The following is a 19606-nucleotide window of genomic DNA, read 5'->3' on the forward strand; positions in this document are numbered from 1 at the left end:
GGTCAGGTCTCCTGTAAAACGGATCAGCGCAGCGACATCAGGCCGCTGGAGGCTTCATCAAGCTCGCCTGCGGTGCGGATGATCCGGGCGCGCTGTTCAAAGGCACGCTGGGCTTCGATCATCTGCACCAGCGTATCGGCGGTTTCGACGTTGGATTGTTCCAGCGCGCCGGCGGTCAACCGCGCAGTCAGATCGGGCGGCAAGACGCCGTTTGCGCCATTGACGCCCGGCACTTTGAGAAAGCTGTCGATACCCTTGGCGAGCGGGCTGCCTTCCGGGTTGACCAGCCGCAACCGGTCGATCGGTTCGGGCTGGGCATTGGGGTCGCCCGGATCGCTGGCGAGGATCACTCCATCGGCGGCAATCGCGATGCTGAATCCCGGCGGCACCGTGATCGGCGTTCCGCCTTCACCCAACACCGCAAGGCCTTCGCCGTTTTCAATCACGCCCGATGCAGCAACCCTGAGATCGCCGCGGCGCGAATAAACCTCGCCCTGCCGATCGGGTGCCTGATAGGCGAGCAACGCCTTGCCTTCGAGCGCGACGTCCATTGGATTGCCGGTTGGCACCACCCGCGCCGCGGTCATATCCGCGCCGCGCACATTGCCGCGCGCCATGGCGCGGGCCTCCAACGACCCGTCCTTGAGCGTCGCCGGTGTGACCGCGAAGACTTCCTGACGAAAGCCCGGCGTTGAAGCGTTGGCGAGGTTGTTCGCCACCGTCCGTTGCCGGTCCATCGCCGCGTTCATCGCGGTCAGCGCGGTGTAGATCATCCGGTCCATGGATTATTGCCGCAGGTTCAGAACGGTCTGGGAAATCTGCGTGGCGGTATCGATCGCGCGGGCGTTGGCCTGGAAATTGCGCTGTGCAGACAGCAGCGCCACCATTTCCTCGGCCAGATCGACATTCGATCGTTCGAGCGCGCCGCTGATCATTTCGCCATTATTGCCGATGCCGGGATTACCGAATGTAGGCGGGCCGGAATCGCCCGATGCCTGCCACTTGGTCTGACCGATGGCGCGCAGTCCGCTGGGCGCGGGGAAGGTGGCCAGCGCGATCTGTCCAACAGGCGTGGTGGTGCCATCGGCATAGGCGGCGTTGACGATCCCGCGATTGTCGATGGTGACATTGGCCAGCGCAGAACCCAAGCCGTTGGTGAGCGGGACGATCACATTGCCTGGCACCGTCGAAGTCGGCACGCCTGCCGCATCGACCGGGAAGGCCTGCACGCCATTGCCATTGGCATCCTGCAACGCACCGGTCGCCTTGAGCTGGAAATTGCCATTGCGGCTGAAGGATAAATCGCCCGAAATCGGATTGGCGAGCGCAAAAAACCCATCGCCATCAATCGCCAGATCAAGGCTGCGGCCGGTCTGTTCAAGCGGGCCGAGCGCGAAATCCTGCGTGATCGCGGACACCGTTGCGCCGATCCCGGCGGTGCGGCGCGGGTCGGTGGCCGAACCGCTGGCGACCAGATCGGCAAACTGGGCCGAGCTTTTCTTGAAGCCCGCCGTTTCGGCATTGGCGATGTTGTGCGAGATCACCCGCAGGTCCATTTCGGCGTTCTTGAGGCCGCTGAGGGAAGTAAAGAATGACATGGGCTTATATTCCTCTGCTTGGGGAAGGGGTCAGGGTTGCGGGGTGGCGGGTTGCAGCGCAGCTTCCTGCGCGGCGATCAGCCGGTCGAGCTTGGCCGAAATCGCTTCGAGCGTGGCCGAACTTTCGGTGGTCGCTGCGAGCGAGGAGAACTGCGCCATCTGCGCCAGCATTGCTTCGTTGTTGGCCGGGGCAAGCGGATCCTGAAAGGTCAGCTGCGTGGTCAGCAGCCGCAGGAAATCGCCCTGATCAAGCGTTTCCAACCCGTTCCCGCTGAGCCGCGATGACGTGTTGAGCCGGTCAAGCGTCGGTTGCGCGGCTGGGTTTATGGTATTGGTGGTGGTCATCACTGGCTCCTCAGGGTTTCGAGCATCAATTGCTTGGCGGTCTGCAGCGCCTGCACCAGATTTTGATACTGGCGCGCGCTTTCCATGATCTCGACCATTTCGGCGGTTTCATCGACCGGGGCTTCGAACACGTTGCCATCGGCATCGGCGAGCGGGTGGCCCGGATCATAGCGTTTGGTGGCGGCGGTTTCTGAGCGAACCAGCCCGGTCGTCGTGACCCCGGCGAGCCCAGATGCGCGATCAAGCTCGACCGCGAAAACCGCACGGATCGGGCGATAGGCACCGGCTTCGGTGGAGGAAACCGATCCTGCATTGGCAAGGTTCGATGTCGCCGCGTTCATCCGCACCATCTGCGCCTGCATCGCGCGGGTGGTCATCGAAAACAGCGTCATGGGGGGTTGTGCAGACATGGTCATTCACCCTTCAACGCGCGGGTGATGCTGTTGACCCTGCCCTGCACAAAGCTGAGCGTGGCGCTGTAGGCCATGGCGTTTTCGGCAAAGGCAACCTGTTCCCGGTTCAATTCAACCGTGTTGCCGTCCAATGATGGCATGGTCGGCGTGCGCCACACCATTCCGGCGCGCGGATCGCCGGGTTCACCGCGCAAGGCTGCCATCCGGGCATCAAGCGCGGCGTTGAAATCAATGTCGCGCGCCTTGTAACCGGGGGTGGCGGCATTGGCGATGTTGGATGCAATCACGCCCATGCGCTCTGACCGCAAGGTCAGCGCCGCGCCATGAATGCCGAAAAATCCTTCGTTCACTTGGCCTTCCTCCTGTCGCGCAGTGGTGTTGCACCGGACTGGAGCAGGAAGCGTGCCAAATGCCTTTGTGGGCGTGCGAGCGGCGGCAGGACGGGGCCAGCGGCAAGCCTTTGCCGCCCCTGCCGGTGCGCGGTGGGCAAGCCGCTGCCGCTGCGGGCTTAATCCGCGCTGCTGCGCACCGTTCTGTGAATGATCGCGAGCAAAGGGGCCCTCATGCCGAACACAATCATGTCTCTGTTCGACCCAGGGGCGCTGGGCGTTGTTGTCACGGGCACCGCGCTCGCTTGCGCTGCACGCTGCGGATGGCGCGACTTTGGCGCGGCGCTGCGGCAGGCGGGCGGGTTGGTGCGGCGCGGGTTCAATCCCGAAACCAACCGCAAGGCGCTTGCGCTCGCGCTCACTGAAATCCAGCGCGATGGTTCGCACCGCGCCAATCCGGCGCTTCCGCCTGATCGCAGCCTTGGGCTGATGCTTGACGCCTATCTGCGCCACGGCACGCTTGAATCGCTGCACACCGCGCGGCGGACGCAGCGCGCAATCGACGCGACGCAGCAAACCAACGCGGCGCAGGTGTTCGCCTGGGCCGGCGAACTGGCGCCGGTGTTCGGGTTGATCGGGACGCTTTATGCCTTCACCCAGCTGGCTCCGATAGTCGGGGGCGATACCGTCCGGCTGACGATGCAGGCGATTTCCACTGCCGTGCTTTCGACGCTGTATGGCGCGCTGCTGGCGCATTTGCTGTGCTTTCCGCTGGCAACCGCGATCACCCGGCGCGCCGCGCGCAACGAAAGCGCGCGTGAGGCGCTGGCTGAATGGTTCATCGATCAGATCGCGAAAGCCGCCACCCTGGCGCAAGTCCGGCGCGCGCAGCTGCGAGGTGTGGCATGATCCGCGCAGCAGAATTTAACCGCGCTGGCCCGGGCTGGCAGCTGATCCTGGCTGATCTGGCGCTGATCCTGTTTCTGCTGACGCTGTCGGCCCTGCCTGCCGCCGAAGCCGAGGCCGAACGCAGGCTTGCCGATCGTGATGCGCGTGAGAAGGATCTGCGCCACACATACTCGCCCGAAATCGCCAATGCACAGGCACTGTTCCGTCCGGTTGCGGGCGGGCCGAGCCTGACCGAATGGCTCGCCGCCCAGCCGCGCGATCCGCGGGCGACGCTGACAGTGTTTGCCCGCTACCTTCCCGGCGACGAAGCGGCGGCGTGGGATGCAGCTTCCGCTCTGGCCGAAGACGCGCAGGCGAGCGGCGTGGCGGTGCGCACCATCATTACAGCGGGCACGCGCGGGGAACTTTACGCCAGTCTCGCCTATGATGAAATCGTTGCCCAGGCACCGGATGCGGGGAAATTGTTATCCTGACCGGTCGCGGGACGGGGCAAGTGCAGGCCCTGACCCTAGCCTACCACCACCCGATTGCGCCCTTCCTGCTTGGCGCGATATAATGCGGCGTCAGCGCGGGCGAGCGCGCTGCGATTGTCGGCATCCTCGGTCACTTCGGCGACTCCGGCGGAAAAAGTGATCCGCCCGAACGGTTTGCCCGTTTCGCGGTTGAGCAGTTGACGCGCAGCCTGCGCAGCGCGCAGCGCATCAAGCCGCTGCCGCGCTGCTTCTTTATCCAGGCCATAGAACAGCAACACGAACTCCTCGCCGCCGTGGCGCGCAACGAAAAAGCTGTCGCCCGCATATTCGATCAGGCCCGATGCCATTGTGCACAGCACCCGATCACCAGCCTCATGCCCATGGCGATCATTGATCGCCTTGAAATGATCGAGATCGCAAAACGCAAGGCTCAGCGGTTCACCCTTGGCCCGCGCTTCGGTTGCGGCCGAGACCAAGCGCCGTTCAAACGCCCGGCGATTGGGCAAATGGGTCAAGTGATCGACATCCGCCTCCATCCGCGCCTTGGCGAGATTTTCGCGCAATTGTTCGGTTTCTACTTGGCTGCGCGCCATCGCGGCCTCAACCTGTTCAATCCGGGCCAACATCGCGCGTGACAGATCAAGCACCTGCGCAATGTCGCTGGGTGAGGCCATCGCTTCGATCTGTTCACCCAATGCATCGCGATGGTCGCTGGTTTCGGTCTGCGCCGAACGCGCAGCCTGCGCGAACCGCATCAACCCATATTCAAGCTTGTCCATCAGCGTTTCAAGCTCGGCAATGCGGGTGCCGCCATCGGGATTCAGCCGCGCCAGCGTATCCAGCCAGCGCTGGTCAATTGGCTCGCCCGCGATTTCGCGCGCAGCAAAGGCCTGTGCAAGTTCGGGGTGCGATCCGGACAATCCGCCGCATATGGTCGCGAGGTTGGGCGCGGTCACTGTCAAATCATGCCGGGTGATGAAATCGGCAATCCGTTCCAGCAGCGCGCGGCGCGCTTCGTCGGCGCGCGTGCCCGGCGCAGAAACCGCCTGCGCGGCGGCCTGCGCGGTGAAAGCGCGGGCAGGTCGGGATCGGAATCGAGCGGGAAAAGGCATATTATCGGTCGCAATCACAGCAGTTTGCATTGCCGCTCAGCCTATCGCGTCAGGCTTAATTTGGGCCGCCTGATTACTGCGGATGAATGCGTAAGCCTGACCTTGCCCACGGACTTGAACGGCTCAGTGCGGGCTTGGCATGGCCTTTGCATTCGACGTGGCTCTGCAACCGACCGGGTATCAACCGGTATTATTCGTGCATATGACAAGGAGAACCCGCGTGGACACGACCTTTCCCCGGCCTGAATTTTCGTGGCTTGGCAGCTGGCGGTTCAGCCCGCTTGTCCTGCCGATCCTGCTGCCGCTGTGCGATCCGCCAGCGCAGGCCAGCGGCCTTACTGATCCGGCGGCGATTGATCGCGCGGTGATCGCCTTTACCGGGTCAGAAATTGGCCAGCCCGGCGGGCCGCGCATGGCCGCCGACCGGCGCTTGCAGCTTGCGGCGTGTGCCGCACCGCTCACGGTTGACTGGCACAGCCCGGCCCGCAGCGCGGTGCGGGTGGAATGCATCGGGCCGAACAGCTGGCGGATCTTCGTCGCTGTCAACGCCGCGCCCGGCGCGGCGGCCAAGCCTGCCCTGCCGGCCATCAAGCGCGGCGATGCGCTGACCATCATGGTGCGCGGGCGCGGGTTTTCCGTGCAGCAATCGGGCGAGGCGATCGAAGGCGGCGCGGTGGGCGATTGGATCTTCGTGCGCACCGCGCGCAAGGCGGAACCCCTGCGCGCGCGGATCGAACGCCCCGGCCTTGCCGTCATCCCGGCCAACTGAGGCACGCTTTAACGCCCCCTTAAACTCATTCCCGTCGCGCCGTTCTGGCTAACAGGAACCCAAGAAGGACATCTGTCATGCCCTCTGTCGAACTGAGCAAATTGCCCGGCATCAATCCAGTCCGCGCCTTGGCGACGGGCGATCACGCGCAGATCGAAGCGCGCCCGCCAGCCGCCACCCCGGGCAAGGCCCCGGCTGCCGGGATCAGCGTTGAAGTCAGCGCTGCAGCTGATGCGGCCACCCCGCCGGTCGATGCCGAGCGGGTGCAGGAAATCCGCAATGCGCTGCGCGATGGATCATATCCGCTGGTGCCAGCCAAGATCGCCGACGCGATGATCGCCGCGCAGGTCAGCCTGTCGCTGCCGGATCGGAACTGATCCGATGGCTGAAACCATGACCCGCGCGGCCCCGGCCGATAACGGCGCGCTCGCCGCCAGCCTGCGGCAGATGATTGCCGTGCTCGAACGCGAACGGCAAGCGCTTGCCGCGCTCGATGCCGATGACCTGATCTGTGCAGCGCGTGACAAGGAAGGTTTGTGCGATGTGATCGCCGCAATCGGCGCGCAGGCGCTTGACAGCGAGACCCGCAGCCTGGCTGAAACCGCGCACCAGTTGAACGACGTCAACCGCCGGGTGCGCAACCTGCTGGCCGCCAACGTTGCGGCGCGGATTGAAGCATTGGGGGGCCAGCGCGGGATGAACCGCGTAACCTATACGCACGCCCGCGCCTGAGGATTCTTACCTAAGGCGTGCCGCCGCATTCTGGCACGGCCTTTGCAAATGCTCTGCCTGAAAGCGTCGCCCCCTGCGGCGCTACCGATCGGGCAGAGGGTGCGTGAGCCAGACGTCTTCATCCATTAGCCTTCCGGCAGGATCAATCCGCGTCGGGTTCGAAACCGCCGCGCGCGCCCATCAGGCCGCTCGCGATGGCCGCGTGGCCCCCGCTGCGCGCCCGATTGCAAGCGCCCAGCCCAATACTCCGGTCGAAGCCGCGATTGCCAATGCAGCGCGCGCGACCAGCGTCGATTTCAACTACCTGCTCGCGCAGGCGGAAGTTGAATCCTCGCTTGATCCCGCCGCCCGCGCCGCCACGTCGAGCGCGACCGGGCTATACCAGTTCATCGACAGCACATGGCTGGGCACGGTCAAGAAACACGGTGAGCGGTTTGGCCTGGGCGCATTGGCGAACGAGATTACGCAGACGCCTTCGGACGGTGCCAAAGTTGCCGATCCGGCGCGGCGGTCAGCGATCCTGGCATTGCGCAATGATCCGCAGATTGCATCGCTGATGGCGGCGGGCCTGGCAGAGGATAACCGCGCGCATCTGATGCCGATTCTCGGCCGCCAACCCAGCCACGGTGAGCTCTATCTTGCCCATTTCCTCGGTGCAGACGGGGCCGGACGGTTCCTTTCGGAAATGCAGGCTGATCCCGGCCAGAGCGCGCCCGCGCTGTTCGCGCGGCCCGCCGCAGCCAACCGCGCGATATTTTACAACAACGATGGCGCGCCGCGCAGTCTGACACAGGTGATGGACGTGATCGAAGGCAAATTGAACCGCGCACTCAGCCGCGCCAGCGATGGGAAGGCGGCGCACTTTGCCCGCGCCGATCATCTACCCGCCGCCCGCGGCATCACCCACGCGCCCACGATCATCGCTGATGATGGTGCGCGCGGCCTCGGCCTGCCATCGCCCCTCGCACAGGCATCGCTGCCCCCGCTGCCGCGCGCATCGCGGCGCGCTGCCATGTCGCAGGTGCTGGGCACGGCCTTTGGCGGTGATCTGGCCGCCGCGCCCGCGCAGGTGCGCCGCGCCTATGGCACATTGAAGGCGTTCGGCCTGTGAGCGTGGTCGCCATAACCCATGCCGGGCCGATGGCCCGTCTTGCCGCCATGCCTGCCGCGATGGTTTTGCCGGTTGGCATCTTCGCGCTGCTGGCGCTGATGGTGCTACCGATCCCGGCGCTGCTGCTCGACATCTTCTTCGTGCTCAATATCGCGATTTCGATTGCGGTGCTGATGGTGGCGCTCAACGCCAAGCGCCCGCTCGATTTCTCCTCCTTTCCCAGCGTACTTCTGTTCGCGACCCTGCTGCGACTGGCGCTCAACGTCGCATCGACACGGGTGGTGCTGGTCAATGGCCACGAAGGCGGCGCGGCGGCGGGCGAGGTGATCGAAAGCTTCGCCGCGTTTCTGGTCGGCGGCAATTTCGCGGTCGGCCTGTTCGTGTTCGCGATCCTGATGATCATCAACATGATCGTGATCACCAAGGGTGCGGGCCGGGTGTCCGAAGTTTCCGCCCGCTTCGTGCTCGATGCGCTGCCGGGCAAGCAGATGGCGATCGATGCCGACATCGCCGCCGGCCTCGTCACCGCCGACGAAGCGCGCGAACGTCGCCGTGAAGTCAGCGTCGAAGCCGATTTCTACGGTTCGATGGATGGTGCCTCCAAATTCGTGAAGGGCGATGCGGTGGCGGCGCTGCTGATCCTCGGCGTCAACATCATCGGCGGGTTCGCGGTCGGGATGATCAGCCACGGGCTGTCGGCGGGTGAGGCGGGCGAGGTCTATATCACGCTGGCGGTTGGCGATGCGCTGGTGGCGCAGGTGCCATCGCTGCTGCTGTCGATTGCGGCGGCAGCCATCGTCACCCGCGTATCCGATCAGCGCGATCTGGCCGGGCAAATCGGCGGACAATTCGCCGATCCGCGCGGGTGGTTGCCGGTGGCGCTGATTCTGGGCGCGGTCGGGGTTGTGCCCGCCATGCCGCAGATGATCTTCCTACCCGGCGCCGCAATCGCAGCGACCATCTGGTGGCAATTGAAACGCCGCGCCGCCGCCCCGCCGCCGCCCGCAGCGCCCGCCGAAGAGGTCGCCCCTGATCATATCGCGCTGGCTGATGTCAGCGATGCCACGCTGGTGACGATTGAGCTGGGCTATGGCCTCGTCGGGCTGGTCGATGCCGCGCAAGGATCGCCGCTGATCACCCGCATCACCGGCATCCGCAAGCAATTGTCGCGCGATCTGGGCTTTGTTCTGCCGCAGTTCCGGATCCGCGATTCGCTCGATCTGGCTGCGCAGGATTACGCGGTGCTGATCGGCGGGGTTAGCGCGGCGCGCGGTAATATTCGTCCCGGCAAGCTGCTGGCGATTGACGCGGGCGATGTGCGCGCGGGCCACGGATTGACGGGCGAGGCGACCCGCGATCCCAGCTTTGATTGCCCGGCGCTGTGGATCGCTGCGTCTGCGCGCGATCATGCGGTTGCCGAAGGGTTTCTGGTGGTCGACCCCTCAACCGTTATCGCCACCCACGCCAATCAGGCACTGCTGGCCGAAGCGCACCAATTGCTTGGCCCCGACGAAGTGCGCGAATGGGTCGATGGCTTGAAATCGCGGGCGCCCGCGCTGGTGGAGGCGGTGCATCCCGATCCGCTGCCCCTGGCCGCGCTGACCCGCATCCTGCGCGCGCTGGTGGCCGACGGGATCGGGCTGGCACATCCGCAACCGCTGTTCACGTCGCTGGCGCTGGCATTGCAGAAAAACCCTGAATTCGATGCGGTGATCGACGCGGTGCGCGCCGACTTGGGCGCACGCCTGACCGCGCGCATTGCCGCGCCGGGCGAGCCGTTGAAGGTGGTGACGCTGGATGCCGGGCTGGAAAGCGCAATCCTCGGCGGGATGATCGATCCGGCCACCGGTCAGCCGCTGATCGAGCCTGATTGCGGCGGGATGATCGTGCGCGAGGTCAACCGCATCGCCGACGATCAGGGCGCAGCAATTGCCCTGATCGTGCAACCCCCGGCGCGCCGCGCGCTCGCCGCTTTGCTCAAGCCGCGCGCGCCGCGCTGTCTCGTCCTGTCGATTGCCGAACTGCCTGCGACCCAGCCGATTGCGGTGGTCGGCGTGATCGGCGCAGCGGATGACACCCCGGCAATTTCCGTCCCCCCGACACAGGAATTGGCCGCATGAAACATGACCACGCCGCCTTTGCATCTGCCCGCCCTCACGTTGCGCCCTATGCGGTATCGCGCGCCGTGGTCGAAGACCGGGTGCGCCGGTTCATGCCGCTGGTGCGCCGCGCCGCGTGGCACATCAACGGCAACGGGCGCGAAGGGCTGGAGATCGAGGATCTGGTGCAGGCGGGCATCCTTGCGCTGACCGAATGTGCGCAGCGTCACAACGGCCCGACCGAGGATGGCTTTGCCGCTTATGCCAAGATCCGGGTGCGCGGCGCGATGCTGGATGAAGTGCGTCGGGTCGCGCATGACAGCCGCACTGCACGCACCAAGCGCGCCGGATATGACCGCGCACTCGCCGCCTTGCGCGGCCAGTTGGGGCGCGAACCGAGCCGCGCCGAACTGGCCCGCGCAATGGCGGTCAGCGATGCCGAACTGCTCGCCATCGAAGCATCTGGCGTCAGGCTCACGCCGATCGATGATGCCTATGACGAAACCAGCCTCGCCTTTGCCAGTGACGATCCCGATCCGTTCGAAGCGCTATGCGCCGCCGAAGACCGCGACCGGTTGGTGGAGGCGATGATCCAATTGCCCGACCGGCTGAAACTGGTGTTGCAGCTGTTCTTCGTCGAGGAATTGAACCTCACCGAAATCGCCGCCGTATTGGAAGTCAGCGTGCCGCGCGTCCACCAGCTGCGCGCCAAGGCGTTGAAAGACCTGCGCGCGCTGATGGAGGGGGATTAGGCTCAGAACCTATTAATTGCTTGCAAGGGGGAGTGATTGATTGATTCAATGGCAGCGCAAGGAGGGGTTGTCATGAGTGATCTGATCTGGTTGTCGGTGGCGCAGATGCGCCGGATCGAGCCATATTTCCCGTTGTCGCACGGGGTTCCCAGGGTTGATGACCGGCGGATTATCAGCGGCATCATCTTCGTGATCCGCAATGGTCTGCGCTGGCGCGATGCTCCGCGCGAGTATGGGCCGCACAAGACCATCTACAATGCTCTCCTGAGCTTGTCGAAGGGCGCTTTGTCCGCTGGAGCCGTATGGGCGTGTTCAACCGCATCTTTGCAGCACTGACCGGAGAGGCGGGCGAGCCGGACACGATCATGATCGACGCCACCCACCTCAAGGCGCACCGGACGGCGACCAGCCTGTTAAAAGGGGGGCTCTTCCCCGACGTATCGGGCGCACCAAAGGTGGGCTGAACTCCAAGCTTCACGCCGTGTGCGATGGCGAGGGGCGACCGATCATCCTGTTGCTCAGCGAAGGGCAGATGAGCGATCATCGGGGCGCGGCGCTGCTATTTGACAGCCTGCCCAACGCCAGGGTGCTGCTGGGAGACAAGGGCTATGACAGCGACTGGCTCCGCACCGCGCTTGCCGAGCGCGGTATCACTGCTTGCATCCCGCCGCTACGCCACCGCAAGGTTCAGCATGTCTACGACAAGCAGCTCTACCGACAGCGCCACAAGGTTGAAAACGTCTTCGCCAGAATCAAGGACTGGCGCCGTGTCGCCCCCCGCTACGACCGCTGCGCCCACACATTCTTGTCCGCCATCTGCATCGCCGCAACCGTATGCTACTGGTTGTGATCAATGATAATTACTGGCCCCGAAATCGCCGCCCCCCAGCGCCTGCCACAACAGGATGCGCGCGCGCGCCGCGCGGCCCAGCGCTGCCGCCGCACGTTCGCCGCTGGCATCGGCGGCGCGGCGATCTTCGAGCACTTCGAGAAAACTGGCGAGGCCCGCGCGGTAACGTGTTTCGCTGAGCGCAGCGGCGCGGTTCAACTGATCGCGCTCGCTGACCGTCAACCGCGCCTCTTCATCGGCGGCGGTGACCAGACCATAGGCTGTCTCGGCGTCGCCCAGCGCCTGAAACACCGCGCCGCGATAGGCGGCAAAGGCGGCGCGCTTGTCCGCCGCCGCGCCGTCAATTTCGGCCGCCACCCGCCCGAAATCGAGCAGCGGCCCGGCAATCGCGCCGGTTAGCGTGCCGATAATCGAATCATCGTCGAAAAAGTCTCCAGGGTCGAACGCCGCCAATCCGATGATACCCGTCAAGGTGATGCGCGGAAAGCGCGCGCGCGCGGCGGCGGCCAGATCGGCATCGCTGGCGGCCAGATTGGCAGCGGCAGCGGCGACATCGGGGCGGTTGGCGAGTAATTCGGACGGGAGCGAAGCGGGTGGTGCATTGGGGGCAAGGATCGGCGCAGCGGTGTCCAGCGCCGCGCGCACGCTTGCCGCATCTTGGCCCGTGAGCGTGACAAGCCGCCCGATCAGCCGCGCGCGTTCGCTTTCCAGCGCGGCGAGGCGCACGGCGGAGGAACTGGCGGTGGCTTCGGCGCGCACGCGGTCGAAACCGGGGGCGATCCCGGCGTCCTCGCGCACCTTGGCAAGGCTGGCGAGTTGCTGCGAAGCGGCAACATCAGCGTTGATCGCGGCGGCGCGCGCGTCCAGCACTCGCCAATCGGTGACGCTACCCGCGATTTCCGCCAGCAGCGCCAGCCGCACGCCTTGTGCCTGCGCGCTCGCGGCATCGATCCGGGCCAGCGCGGCGCGTTCCTGCGCTTTGATCTGGCCAAAAATATCCGGATCCCAGCTGGCGGTGATGTTGGCGCCGTAAGTGGTCTGCTCGGATGGTACGAAGCCTTGCCGCCCCGCTTCGCCGAACTGGTTGGTATTGATGCGGTTCTGCCGGACGCTGCCATCGGCGGTGATATTGGGCAGGCGTTCGGCCCCGGCACGGCGGGCACCTGCGCGCGCATTGTCGATCCGGGCGAGTGCCTCGGCCAAGCTGGGCGCTTCGGCAATCGCGGCATCGGTAAGCGCGCTGTAAGCCGGATCGTCCATTGGCATCAGCGTGGCAAGCGCAGTTTGCGCGTCTGCATCAGGCGCGAAGAAGAACGTTGCGGGCAAATCTGGCGTTGGCGTGGCGATTTCGGGCGCGGGGTGCGCCATGCAGCCCGCCAATATCAGCGGCAGCAGCGCAGCGCTCGTCAGCGCGCGGATCGTGGGGGCGGGGCGGGACATCGCCTCAGTCCTCCTTGCCCGCTGGCGCAGCCTTGGCCGCGATGAAGGCATCGATCTGCTGGCCGACGCGGAACACGTCGCTGGGCGGCAAGGCATAGATTACCTGCAACACCCGCACATCGACCCGTTCCGATGCGCTGTTGGTGAGCGAGCGTTTGGGGATCACCAAGGGTTCGGCGCGCACAAATGTTGCCTTTACCTGCACCTCTGCCGCGCCGCGCGGGCTGATGATCGCCGGTTCCCCGATGACGACCCGCGCGACTTCGTTTTCGTCAATATCGACGCGCACGTGCAGCGGGGTGGTTTCGCCCATCTGGATCAGCGGATCAGAATTGCCGCCCGCTTGGGTGGAAACAAATTCGCCCGGATCAATGTTGACCGCCAGAATCTCTCCCGCAATCGGTGCGCGCACGATCAGCCGTTCAATCTCGGTGCGCGCCGCTGCCGCATTGGCGCGCGCAGCGGAAAGACGCGCTCGTGCTGTGCCAAGGCGGCTGGTGGCAGCCGCTTCGTTGCCTTCGGCGTTGATCACCTCGGCACGGCTGACCGCGGCGGGATCGTCCAGCTGGCGATAGAGATCGAGCTGCTGGCGCGCGGTCTTTTGCGCGGCCTGCGCCTCGGCAATCGCCGCGCGTGCTTCGCTGATTGCGGCTTCGGCCTGCGCGAGGCTGGCGCGCGCCGCGCGGGCATCGACCAGAAACAACACGTCGCCCTTGGCCACACGGTCACCGGGCTGCACTCTTATATCAGTGACCAGCCCCGACAGCGCCGAGCCGATATCGATCAGTTCGCTCGCCGGTTCGACCACCCCGGCCCCGGCCACGCGCGGCGCATCGACAAGTTCGCCGGACGCTTTGGGCGGTTGTTCGCCCGGCGGGATGGTTGACCGGTCGGGCAGGCCGAACAGGATCAGCCAGGCCGCAATGGCTACGCCGATCAGCGCAGCAATCGGCAGGATCTGGCGACTAAAGCTCAGGTTGCGGAGCATGATATCCTCGGCGTGTTCAAGAGGGAAAAGGAGCGGGAGCGTGAGAGCGATTTAGTGGTCATCGGGCATTTCCGTGCCGTCATGGGTGATGCGCCCGTCTTCGAGCACGATGATCCGGTCAGCCAGATCGAAGATGCGGTTATCGTGGGTAACGATGATGCACGCCCGGTCAGGTGTCACCGCGACTTCGCGCAGCAGATCCATCACCCGCCGCCCCGAACGCGCATCGAGCGCGGCGGTCGGTTCATCGCACACCACCAATCGCGGTTCGTGCACCAGCGCGCGTGCGATGGCGACGCGCTGCTGCTGCCCGCCCGAAAGTTGATTGGGCAGTTTGTGCGCTTCATCCCCGATATTGAGTTTGTCCAGAAGCACCTGTGCGCGCTCCCGCGCTTCGGCAATCCGCATACCCTGCGCAATCAGCGGCACGGCGGCATTGGTCACCGCATCGATTGAAGGGATCAGGTTATATTGCTGAAAGATAAAGCCGATATTGTTAAGGCGGAAATTGACCAGCTCGGTATCCGACAGTTTGTAGATATCGGTGCCGAACACCTTCACTTCGCCCGCAGTCGGCCACAATATGCCGCACATGATCGAGATAAGCGTGGTTTTGCCCGATCCGCTTTCGCCCACCACATAGGTCATCTCGCCTGCGCGGATATCGCTATCGATGCCGTGCAGAACGCGGATGGTGGTTTGCCCGGCCTCGAAATCGCGGGTTATGCCGCGCGCACAGATCGCCGATTGCGGGTCGCATCCGCCGATGGATCTGGTGTCCATGATCGCCGCCGCGCTCACCTGAACACCGACGCGGGTTCGGTGTTGAGCACGCTGCGGATCGCCAGCAGGCCGGTGATCGCGAGTATGATGATGACTGCCACCAGACTGATCAGCGGGATCTGCCAGGGGATATAGAACCCCTTGAAGAACGGATTGGCGCTGAACCCTTCGATAAACGCCACCGTACCCATCACGCCCAACGCATAGCCGATCATGCCGACCAGCCCCGCCTGCGCCGCCACCATGGCCATGATCTTGCCATTGGTGACTCCGATGGCCTTCAATGCCCCGAACTGCTTGATATTGTCGCGGATGAACAGGCTGAAGGTCAGCCCGACAATCGCCACGCCAACCACAAAGCCCAGGAACACGGTGATCCCGAAATTGGTCGGGATACCGGTGTTTTCAATGATGAAATCCACCCCAGCGCTGGCGAATTCTTCGCGGGTTTCAGCCTTCAGCCCGGTCTCCGCCTCAATCCGCGCGGCGACCGCTTCAGCCGTCTGCCCATCGCGCACGCCTGCCAGCACAAAGCTTTGCCGGTTGCGGGTGCCCGGCACGAAATTGAGCGCGTTGGAATAGCGGGTGTAGAGCACCACGGTGCTGGTGAAACTGGGGATCGCATCGGCAATCCCGCGAATGACAGCGCGCTGATCGTTCAATTCCAGCCGTTCGCCGATCGGGCTGGCGCCGGGCGGAAACAGCCGGGCGGTGCCGGTATCGTCGATGATCACCGTATCGGGCGCGAACAGCACTTTCTTGTCGCCTTCGATCATGCGCGCGGGCATCCCGATCAGGGTGGCATCATCGACCCCGATCACCGCCACGCCTTCCAGATCGCCATCCTTGGTGCGCACCGTCGCCTGCGCGCGCAGATGTTGCACCGCCCATTCAACCCCCTCAACCGATCGCACTTTATCAAGCGCGGTCGGCGGCATGGCGTAGGTTACATCGGTGGTGCGGCTGGCCGGGTCCATCACCCACACTTCGGCCTCAGGAGCATTATAAACCCCGCTCGCCCCGCGCTCGACCAGATTGACGAAAATCGTCATCTGCTGGGTGATCAGCAGCGTCGAAAAGGCGATGCCGAACAACAGCCCATAGAACTTCTGGGCGTCACCGGTGAGCATTCTGATGGCGATCCAGATCACGCGCGGGAAACCTCTTTGTGAAGTCGGGGTTGCAAGATTGGTCTAGGAAGAGCAATTATGAACGATAGCGTTTAATTGAACGGAGCCGTTCACTTTGTCAACCTGCGGTTCATCCGCCAACAACGAATGTTCAGGCCCCCGCAAGGCGGGTCGCCCGTCAGACGTGACCAAGCGGCAGGGCATTATAGATACGGCGGCGCGGCATTTTTTCGAGCACGGCTATGCCGCCACCGCAATCGAACAGGTCGCTGCCGATGCGGGCGTTTCCAAGGTGACGATCTACAACCAGTTCGGCGACAAGCGCGCGCTGTTCGCGGCGGCGGTCGCGTGCGAATGTGAGAAATTGCGCGGCCATTTTTCATTGGATGCGATGCCGCAGGGCACCATCCGCGAACGTCTGACCGCGATCGGAGAGGCGATTGTCGCTTTCTTGTCCCGACCGGAAATGATCCAGTTCGATCGCCGCATCGCCGCCGAGACCGAGACCGAGCCGGCGATTGGCGAAGTGTTTCTGGATGCGGGGCCGCGCCGCATGAAGCACGGGTTTGCCGCCTATCTGCGCTATTGCGCCGAAACTGGCGATCTGGTGCTGGACGATCCCGAACTTGCTGCCGAACAATTCGTTTCGCTGTGCAAAGGCATGGACGATCTTGAACGCCGGTTTGGCGCGGCAGTCACTCCGGAAAACTTCGAACGCCGGATTGCGGGAGCAGTTCATGTGTTTTTGGCCGCTTACGGCACTGCCTGCCATCGATAATTGGCATCACGCTGATCGAATATCAGCGCTCCGCCAAACGGGCGCATTATCTTGCCATTCACAGAGCGCGTCCTACATTGTCGGTGACGAAAGGATTCCCGTGCAATGAGCGATCAGAACGACCCCCAGCCGCAGGGCGATGGCCCCAACCCTTGGGTCAAACAGCTGATGATCTGGGGCGGTATTTTCCTAGCCCTGCTTTTGGTGGTGACGATGTTCGGCAATGCCGCGCAGACCCCCGGCACCGCGATCCGCTATTCAGATTTCCGCGCCGCTGTCGCCGAAGGCGAAGTGAAGGATGTGCAGATGGGTGATGAACTCATCACCGGCACGCTCAAGAACGGCGAATCCTTCACAACTGTGCCGGTGCCCAACGACATCGACATCACACAGTTGATGGAAGACAACGGGGTGCAGTTCACCGGCAAGCAGCGCGAACAGCAGAGCATGCTGTTGTTCATCCTGTTCCAGTCTCTGCCGTTTATCCTGATCCTCGGCATCGCGTTCTTTGCGTTGCGGCAGGTGCAAAAGGGCGGCGGCGGCGGGGCCATGGGCTTTGGCAAGTCCAAGGCGAAGTTGCTGACGGAACGTTCGGGCAAGGTGACATTCGATGATGTCGCCGGGATCGACGAAGCGCGCGAGGAATTGCAGGAAATCGTCGAATTCCTGCGCGATCCGCAGCGTTTCTCCAAGCTTGGCGGGCAGATCCCCAAGGGCGCATTGCTGGTCGGTTCGCCCGGCACCGGCAAGACCTTGCTCGCCCGCGCCATCGCAGGCGAAGCGGGCGTGCCGTTCTTCACCATTTCGGGTTCGGACTTCGTCGAAATGTTCGTCGGCGTCGGCGCGAGCCGCGTGCGCGACATGTTCGAACAGGCCAAGAAAAACGCCCCGTGCATCGTCTTCATCGATGAAATCGACGCCGTAGGCCGGTCGCGTGGCAATGGCCTCGGCAATTCGAATGATGAACGCGAACAGACGCTCAATCAGTTGCTGGTCGAAATGGACGGGTTTGAAGCCAACGAAGGCATCATCATCATCGCCGCGACCAACCGCCCCGATGTGCTCGACCCGGCGCTGCTGCGCCCGGGCCGGTTTGACCGTCAGGTGGTGGTGCCGATCCCCGATATCGACGGGCGCGAGAAGATTCTGGGCGTGCACATGAAGAAGGTGCCGCTGGCGCCCGACGTGAACCCGCGGGTGATCGCACGCGGCACGCCCGGATTTTCGGGCGCCGACCTTGCCAATCTCGTCAACGAAGCTGCCCTGCTGGCCGCACGCCGCAACAAGCGGCTGGTGGCGATGCAGGAGTTTGAGGACGCCAAGGACAAGGTCATGATGGGCGCGGAACGCCGCTCGATGGTGATGACCGACGACGAAAAGAAAATGACCGCCTATCACGAAGCCGGCCATGCGATCGTCTCGGTGCACGAAGCCGCTTCCGACCCGATCCACAAAGCCACCATCATCCCGCGCGGCCGCGCGCTGGGCATGGTGATGCGTCTTCCGGAGCGGGACAGCTATTCCTACCACCGCGATAAAATGCACGCGAACCTTTCGGTCTCGATGGGCGGACGCGTGGCGGAGGAAATCATCTTCGGTCACGACAAGGTGTCGTCCGGTGCCTCGTCCGATATCCAGTATGCAACTGATCTGGCGCGCAATATGGTGACCCGCTGGGGGATGAGCGACAAGCTTGGCCCGCTGCAATATGAGGCTAGTCAGGATGGTTATCTCGGCATGGGGCAGACCATTCGGACGATGGCTTCGGATGAAACCAACAAGCTGATCGATGCCGAAATCAAGGGGCTGGTCGAAGGCGCGCACGCCCGCGCGACGGACGTCCTCAAGACCCACGAGGATCAATTGCACCTGCTGGCGCAAGCGCTGCTCGAATACGAAACGCTGACGGGTGAGGACATTCGCCAGCTGCTCGAAAACGGCAAGATCGACCGTCCCGATACCGCGCGCGGCCCGGTGATTCCGCAGCCGGTTCAAGGATCTTCGATCCCCAAGGCGGGCAAGCGCTTCGGGAAGGGCGACGAAGCACCGCAAGGCGCCTGATCCTTCAGCGCATCGCAAAATCATGGGCGTTCGGAGTGATCCGGGCGCCCTTTTTGCTTGCGGTCAAGGCCGCCGGAACGCGCGGATTATCGGCTGGCGAGCTTGCGTTCGATTGCGGTCCAAAGTTGGGAAATCGCCCGCGCCGCCGGAGAGCGCGGGGCAAACGCGCCTACAGGCCTGCGTTCCACCGCGCATTGTTCAACCGCGCTCGCCAGCGGGATGACGGGCCAGTTCGGGTTCGCCTCGCGCGCTTCGCGGTGGAGTGTCCGGCGCAGGTCAATCATCGACAGAACGGGCAAGATCGGCGGGTGTCCTTTGCCCGAACCGCGCACTTCTTCCACCACCACATCAAAGGCGCGGGCGGATAGCGGGGAGGGGGGGAGCGGCACGATGATGAGATCGGCGGCGCGGATTACCTGCGCGCTCAACTCATTGAGAACAGGGGGGCAATCGAAGATTATCCGGTCATAATCCTTACCCAGCCCCGCCGTCAGCCGGGCGAGCCGTTTCTTCTTGCCGATCCGGTCAAGCTGGCGGTCAAGCTTGCGGATGGTTTCATCGGCGGGCAGCAGATCAAGGCCCGCATAGGCGGTCGGCTGGATCAGCTTTACCGGATCGCCGCCATCCCCGAACATACTGTCTGCGCTATGTTTTCTCTTGGGATCGACCCCCAGAAGAAAGCCCGATCCATTGGCCGCATCCAGATCCCACAGCAGCGTTTTGCGGCGCGAGATGCTGGCCGCGCACCATGCCAGATTGGCCGCCAGCGTGGTCTTTCCCACCCCGCCTTTGACGCTGTAAACCGCGATCGATGCCATGCCTGCGCGCTGCCCTGTTCTGTGACGGTTTGATTACACCGGCACAGGGATAAGGCGCAAAAACCCGATGGCAAGCGCGATCAAGCCAGGGTCAAGAAGCGGTCAAGGAGGGGGCA

Annotated in this window: 21 protein-coding genes and 1 pseudogene; 11 read left to right on the top strand and 11 right to left on the bottom strand. The window is 64.0% G+C overall.

Going from position 1 to position 19606, the window contains the following annotated elements; genetic code table 11:
• Nucleotides 1-23: 23 nt before the first annotated feature.
• From ACSSV3_RS11025 to flgB, 5 genes are read right to left on the bottom strand one after another with little or no spacing between them, the layout of a single operon-like run.
• A complete protein-coding gene (locus tag ACSSV3_RS11025; RefSeq protein WP_354325400.1) occupies nucleotides 24-782 on the bottom strand; it encodes a flagellar basal body rod protein FlgF in 759 nt (252 codons plus the stop codon).
• 3 nt (nucleotides 783-785) lie between these two features.
• Nucleotides 786-1598 carry a flagellar hook-basal body protein gene (locus ACSSV3_RS11030; RefSeq protein ID WP_354325402.1) on the bottom strand — a complete coding sequence of 271 codons (813 nt, stop codon included), beginning with the start codon at nucleotides 1596-1598 and terminating at the stop codon, nucleotides 786-788.
• A 30-nt stretch (nucleotides 1599-1628) separates the two neighbouring features.
• Nucleotides 1629-1943 carry a flagellar hook assembly protein FlgD gene (locus tag ACSSV3_RS11035; RefSeq protein ID WP_354325404.1) on the bottom strand — a complete coding sequence of 105 codons (315 nt, stop codon included), beginning with the start codon at nucleotides 1941-1943 and terminating at the stop codon, nucleotides 1629-1631.
• The gene (flgC, locus tag ACSSV3_RS11040; RefSeq protein ID WP_354325406.1) at nucleotides 1943-2359 is read right to left on the bottom strand and encodes a flagellar basal body rod protein FlgC; all 417 of its coding nucleotides are present in this window, start codon (nucleotides 2357-2359) and stop codon (nucleotides 1943-1945) included. The genes ACSSV3_RS11035 and flgC overlap by 1 nt, the downstream gene beginning before the upstream one ends.
• Nucleotides 2356-2706: a flagellar basal body rod protein FlgB gene (gene flgB / locus ACSSV3_RS11045; protein WP_354325407.1), complete on the bottom strand. Its 351-nt coding sequence runs from the start codon at nucleotides 2704-2706 to the stop codon at nucleotides 2356-2358. The genes flgC and flgB overlap by 4 nt, the downstream gene beginning before the upstream one ends.
• A 213-nt stretch (nucleotides 2707-2919) precedes the next feature.
• Between flgB and ACSSV3_RS11050 the strand changes: the two genes are divergently transcribed.
• Nucleotides 2920-3594: a MotA/TolQ/ExbB proton channel family protein gene (locus ACSSV3_RS11050; protein ID WP_354325409.1), complete on the top strand. Its 675-nt coding sequence runs from the start codon at nucleotides 2920-2922 to the stop codon at nucleotides 3592-3594.
• Nucleotides 3591-4067 (top strand): hypothetical protein, encoded by a 477-nt coding sequence (locus ACSSV3_RS11055; protein ID WP_354325411.1) that lies wholly within the window; start codon nucleotides 3591-3593, stop codon nucleotides 4065-4067. The genes ACSSV3_RS11050 and ACSSV3_RS11055 overlap by 4 nt, the downstream gene beginning before the upstream one ends.
• A 35-nt stretch (nucleotides 4068-4102) precedes the next feature.
• Here ACSSV3_RS11055 and ACSSV3_RS11060 read toward each other — a convergent pair whose 3' ends face one another.
• Nucleotides 4103-5209 (bottom strand): GGDEF domain-containing protein, encoded by a 1107-nt coding sequence (locus ACSSV3_RS11060; protein ID WP_354325412.1) that lies wholly within the window; start codon nucleotides 5207-5209, stop codon nucleotides 4103-4105.
• Between the two features lie 190 nt (nucleotides 5210-5399).
• Here ACSSV3_RS11060 and ACSSV3_RS11065 point away from each other — a divergent pair, with 190 nt between their 5' ends.
• From ACSSV3_RS11065 to ACSSV3_RS11095, 7 genes and pseudogenes are all read left to right on the top strand, one after another.
• Nucleotides 5400-5948 (top strand): flagella basal body P-ring formation protein FlgA, encoded by a 549-nt coding sequence (locus ACSSV3_RS11065; RefSeq protein WP_354325414.1) that lies wholly within the window; start codon nucleotides 5400-5402, stop codon nucleotides 5946-5948.
• A gap of 77 nt (nucleotides 5949-6025) precedes the next feature.
• Entirely contained in the window at nucleotides 6026-6325 is a 300-nt protein-coding gene (gene flgM / locus ACSSV3_RS11070) for a flagellar biosynthesis anti-sigma factor FlgM (protein ID WP_354325416.1), read from the top strand.
• Between the two features lie 4 nt (nucleotides 6326-6329).
• Nucleotides 6330-6680, top strand: coding sequence for a flagellar protein FlgN (locus ACSSV3_RS11075; protein ID WP_354325418.1), 351 nt, complete (start codon nucleotides 6330-6332; stop codon nucleotides 6678-6680).
• A 103-nt stretch (nucleotides 6681-6783) separates the two neighbouring features.
• Nucleotides 6784-7791 (top strand): transglycosylase SLT domain-containing protein, encoded by a 1008-nt coding sequence (locus ACSSV3_RS11080; protein WP_354325419.1) that lies wholly within the window; start codon nucleotides 6784-6786, stop codon nucleotides 7789-7791.
• Between the two features lie 29 nt (nucleotides 7792-7820).
• Nucleotides 7821-9911: a flagellar biosynthesis protein FlhA gene (locus ACSSV3_RS11085; RefSeq protein WP_354325646.1), complete on the top strand. Its 2091-nt coding sequence runs from the start codon at nucleotides 7821-7823 to the stop codon at nucleotides 9909-9911.
• Nucleotides 9908-10642, top strand: a complete 735-nt coding sequence (locus ACSSV3_RS11090) for a sigma-70 family RNA polymerase sigma factor (RefSeq protein WP_354325420.1) — start codon at nucleotides 9908-9910, stop codon at nucleotides 10640-10642. The genes ACSSV3_RS11085 and ACSSV3_RS11090 overlap by 4 nt, the downstream gene beginning before the upstream one ends.
• A 72-nt stretch (nucleotides 10643-10714) precedes the next feature.
• Nucleotides 10715-11492 (top strand): annotated as a pseudogene (locus ACSSV3_RS11095) (IS5 family transposase).
• Here ACSSV3_RS11095 and ACSSV3_RS11100 read toward each other — a convergent pair.
• The 4 genes from ACSSV3_RS11100 to ACSSV3_RS11115 are packed head-to-tail and all read right to left on the bottom strand — an operon-like array spanning nucleotide 11493 to nucleotide 15854.
• Nucleotides 11493-12932: an efflux transporter outer membrane subunit gene (locus ACSSV3_RS11100; RefSeq protein ID WP_354325422.1), complete on the bottom strand. Its 1440-nt coding sequence runs from the start codon at nucleotides 12930-12932 to the stop codon at nucleotides 11493-11495.
• Between the two features lie 4 nt (nucleotides 12933-12936).
• Complete coding sequence (locus ACSSV3_RS11105) at nucleotides 12937-13920, bottom strand: efflux RND transporter periplasmic adaptor subunit (protein ID WP_354325424.1); 984 nt, start codon at nucleotides 13918-13920, stop codon at nucleotides 12937-12939.
• A gap of 51 nt (nucleotides 13921-13971) precedes the next feature.
• Entirely contained in the window at nucleotides 13972-14703 is a 732-nt protein-coding gene (locus ACSSV3_RS11110; protein WP_354325426.1) for an ABC transporter ATP-binding protein, read from the bottom strand.
• A gap of 14 nt (nucleotides 14704-14717) precedes the next feature.
• On the bottom strand, nucleotides 14718-15854 hold the full coding sequence (locus ACSSV3_RS11115) for an ABC transporter permease (protein ID WP_354325428.1): 1137 nt from the start codon (nucleotides 15852-15854) through the stop codon (nucleotides 14718-14720).
• 163 nt (nucleotides 15855-16017) lie between these two features.
• Here ACSSV3_RS11115 and ACSSV3_RS11120 point away from each other — a divergent pair, with 163 nt between their 5' ends.
• Nucleotides 16018-16611 carry a TetR/AcrR family transcriptional regulator gene (locus ACSSV3_RS11120; RefSeq protein WP_354325430.1) on the top strand — a complete coding sequence of 198 codons (594 nt, stop codon included), beginning with the start codon at nucleotides 16018-16020 and terminating at the stop codon, nucleotides 16609-16611.
• Between the two features lie 105 nt (nucleotides 16612-16716).
• Nucleotides 16717-18672, top strand: coding sequence for an ATP-dependent zinc metalloprotease FtsH (gene ftsH / locus ACSSV3_RS11125; RefSeq protein ID WP_354325431.1), 1956 nt, complete (start codon nucleotides 16717-16719; stop codon nucleotides 18670-18672).
• Nucleotides 18673-18758: 86 nt separating this feature from the next.
• Here ftsH and ACSSV3_RS11130 read toward each other — a convergent pair whose 3' ends face one another.
• Nucleotides 18759-19490 carry a ParA family protein gene (locus ACSSV3_RS11130; protein WP_354325432.1) on the bottom strand — a complete coding sequence of 244 codons (732 nt, stop codon included), beginning with the start codon at nucleotides 19488-19490 and terminating at the stop codon, nucleotides 18759-18761.
• Nucleotides 19491-19606: the final 116 nt, after the last annotated feature.

The organism is Porphyrobacter sp. MBR-49 (assembly GCF_053628655.1).

Coding starts and splice junctions, on each gene's coding strand:
- ACSSV3_RS11025 (WP_354325400.1), bottom strand. CDS start 782: ATGGACCGGATGATCTACACCGCGCTGACCGCGATGAACGCGGCGATG.
- ACSSV3_RS11030 (WP_354325402.1), bottom strand. CDS start 1,598: ATGTCATTCTTTACTTCCCTCAGCGGCCTCAAGAACGCCGAAATGGAC.
- ACSSV3_RS11035 (WP_354325404.1), bottom strand. CDS start 1,943: ATGACCACCACCAATACCATAAACCCAGCCGCGCAACCGACGCTTGAC.
- flgC (WP_354325406.1), bottom strand. CDS start 2,359: ATGACCATGTCTGCACAACCCCCCATGACGCTGTTTTCGATGACCACC.
- ACSSV3_RS11050 (WP_354325409.1), top strand. CDS start 2,920: ATGCCGAACACAATCATGTCTCTGTTCGACCCAGGGGCGCTGGGCGTT.
- ACSSV3_RS11055 (WP_354325411.1), top strand. CDS start 3,591: ATGATCCGCGCAGCAGAATTTAACCGCGCTGGCCCGGGCTGGCAGCTG.
- ACSSV3_RS11060 (WP_354325412.1), bottom strand. CDS start 5,209: ATGCAAACTGCTGTGATTGCGACCGATAATATGCCTTTTCCCGCTCGA.
- flgM (WP_354325416.1), top strand. CDS start 6,026: ATGCCCTCTGTCGAACTGAGCAAATTGCCCGGCATCAATCCAGTCCGC.
- ACSSV3_RS11075 (WP_354325418.1), top strand. CDS start 6,330: ATGGCTGAAACCATGACCCGCGCGGCCCCGGCCGATAACGGCGCGCTC.
- ACSSV3_RS11085 (WP_354325646.1), top strand. CDS start 7,821: ATGGCCCGTCTTGCCGCCATGCCTGCCGCGATGGTTTTGCCGGTTGGC.
- ACSSV3_RS11090 (WP_354325420.1), top strand. CDS start 9,908: ATGAAACATGACCACGCCGCCTTTGCATCTGCCCGCCCTCACGTTGCG.
- ACSSV3_RS11100 (WP_354325422.1), bottom strand. CDS start 12,932: ATGTCCCGCCCCGCCCCCACGATCCGCGCGCTGACGAGCGCTGCGCTG.
- ACSSV3_RS11105 (WP_354325424.1), bottom strand. CDS start 13,920: ATGCTCCGCAACCTGAGCTTTAGTCGCCAGATCCTGCCGATTGCTGCG.
- ACSSV3_RS11110 (WP_354325426.1), bottom strand. CDS start 14,703: ATGGACACCAGATCCATCGGCGGATGCGACCCGCAATCGGCGATCTGT.
- ftsH (WP_354325431.1), top strand. CDS start 16,717: ATGAGCGATCAGAACGACCCCCAGCCGCAGGGCGATGGCCCCAACCCT.
- ACSSV3_RS11130 (WP_354325432.1), bottom strand. CDS start 19,490: ATGGCATCGATCGCGGTTTACAGCGTCAAAGGCGGGGTGGGAAAGACC.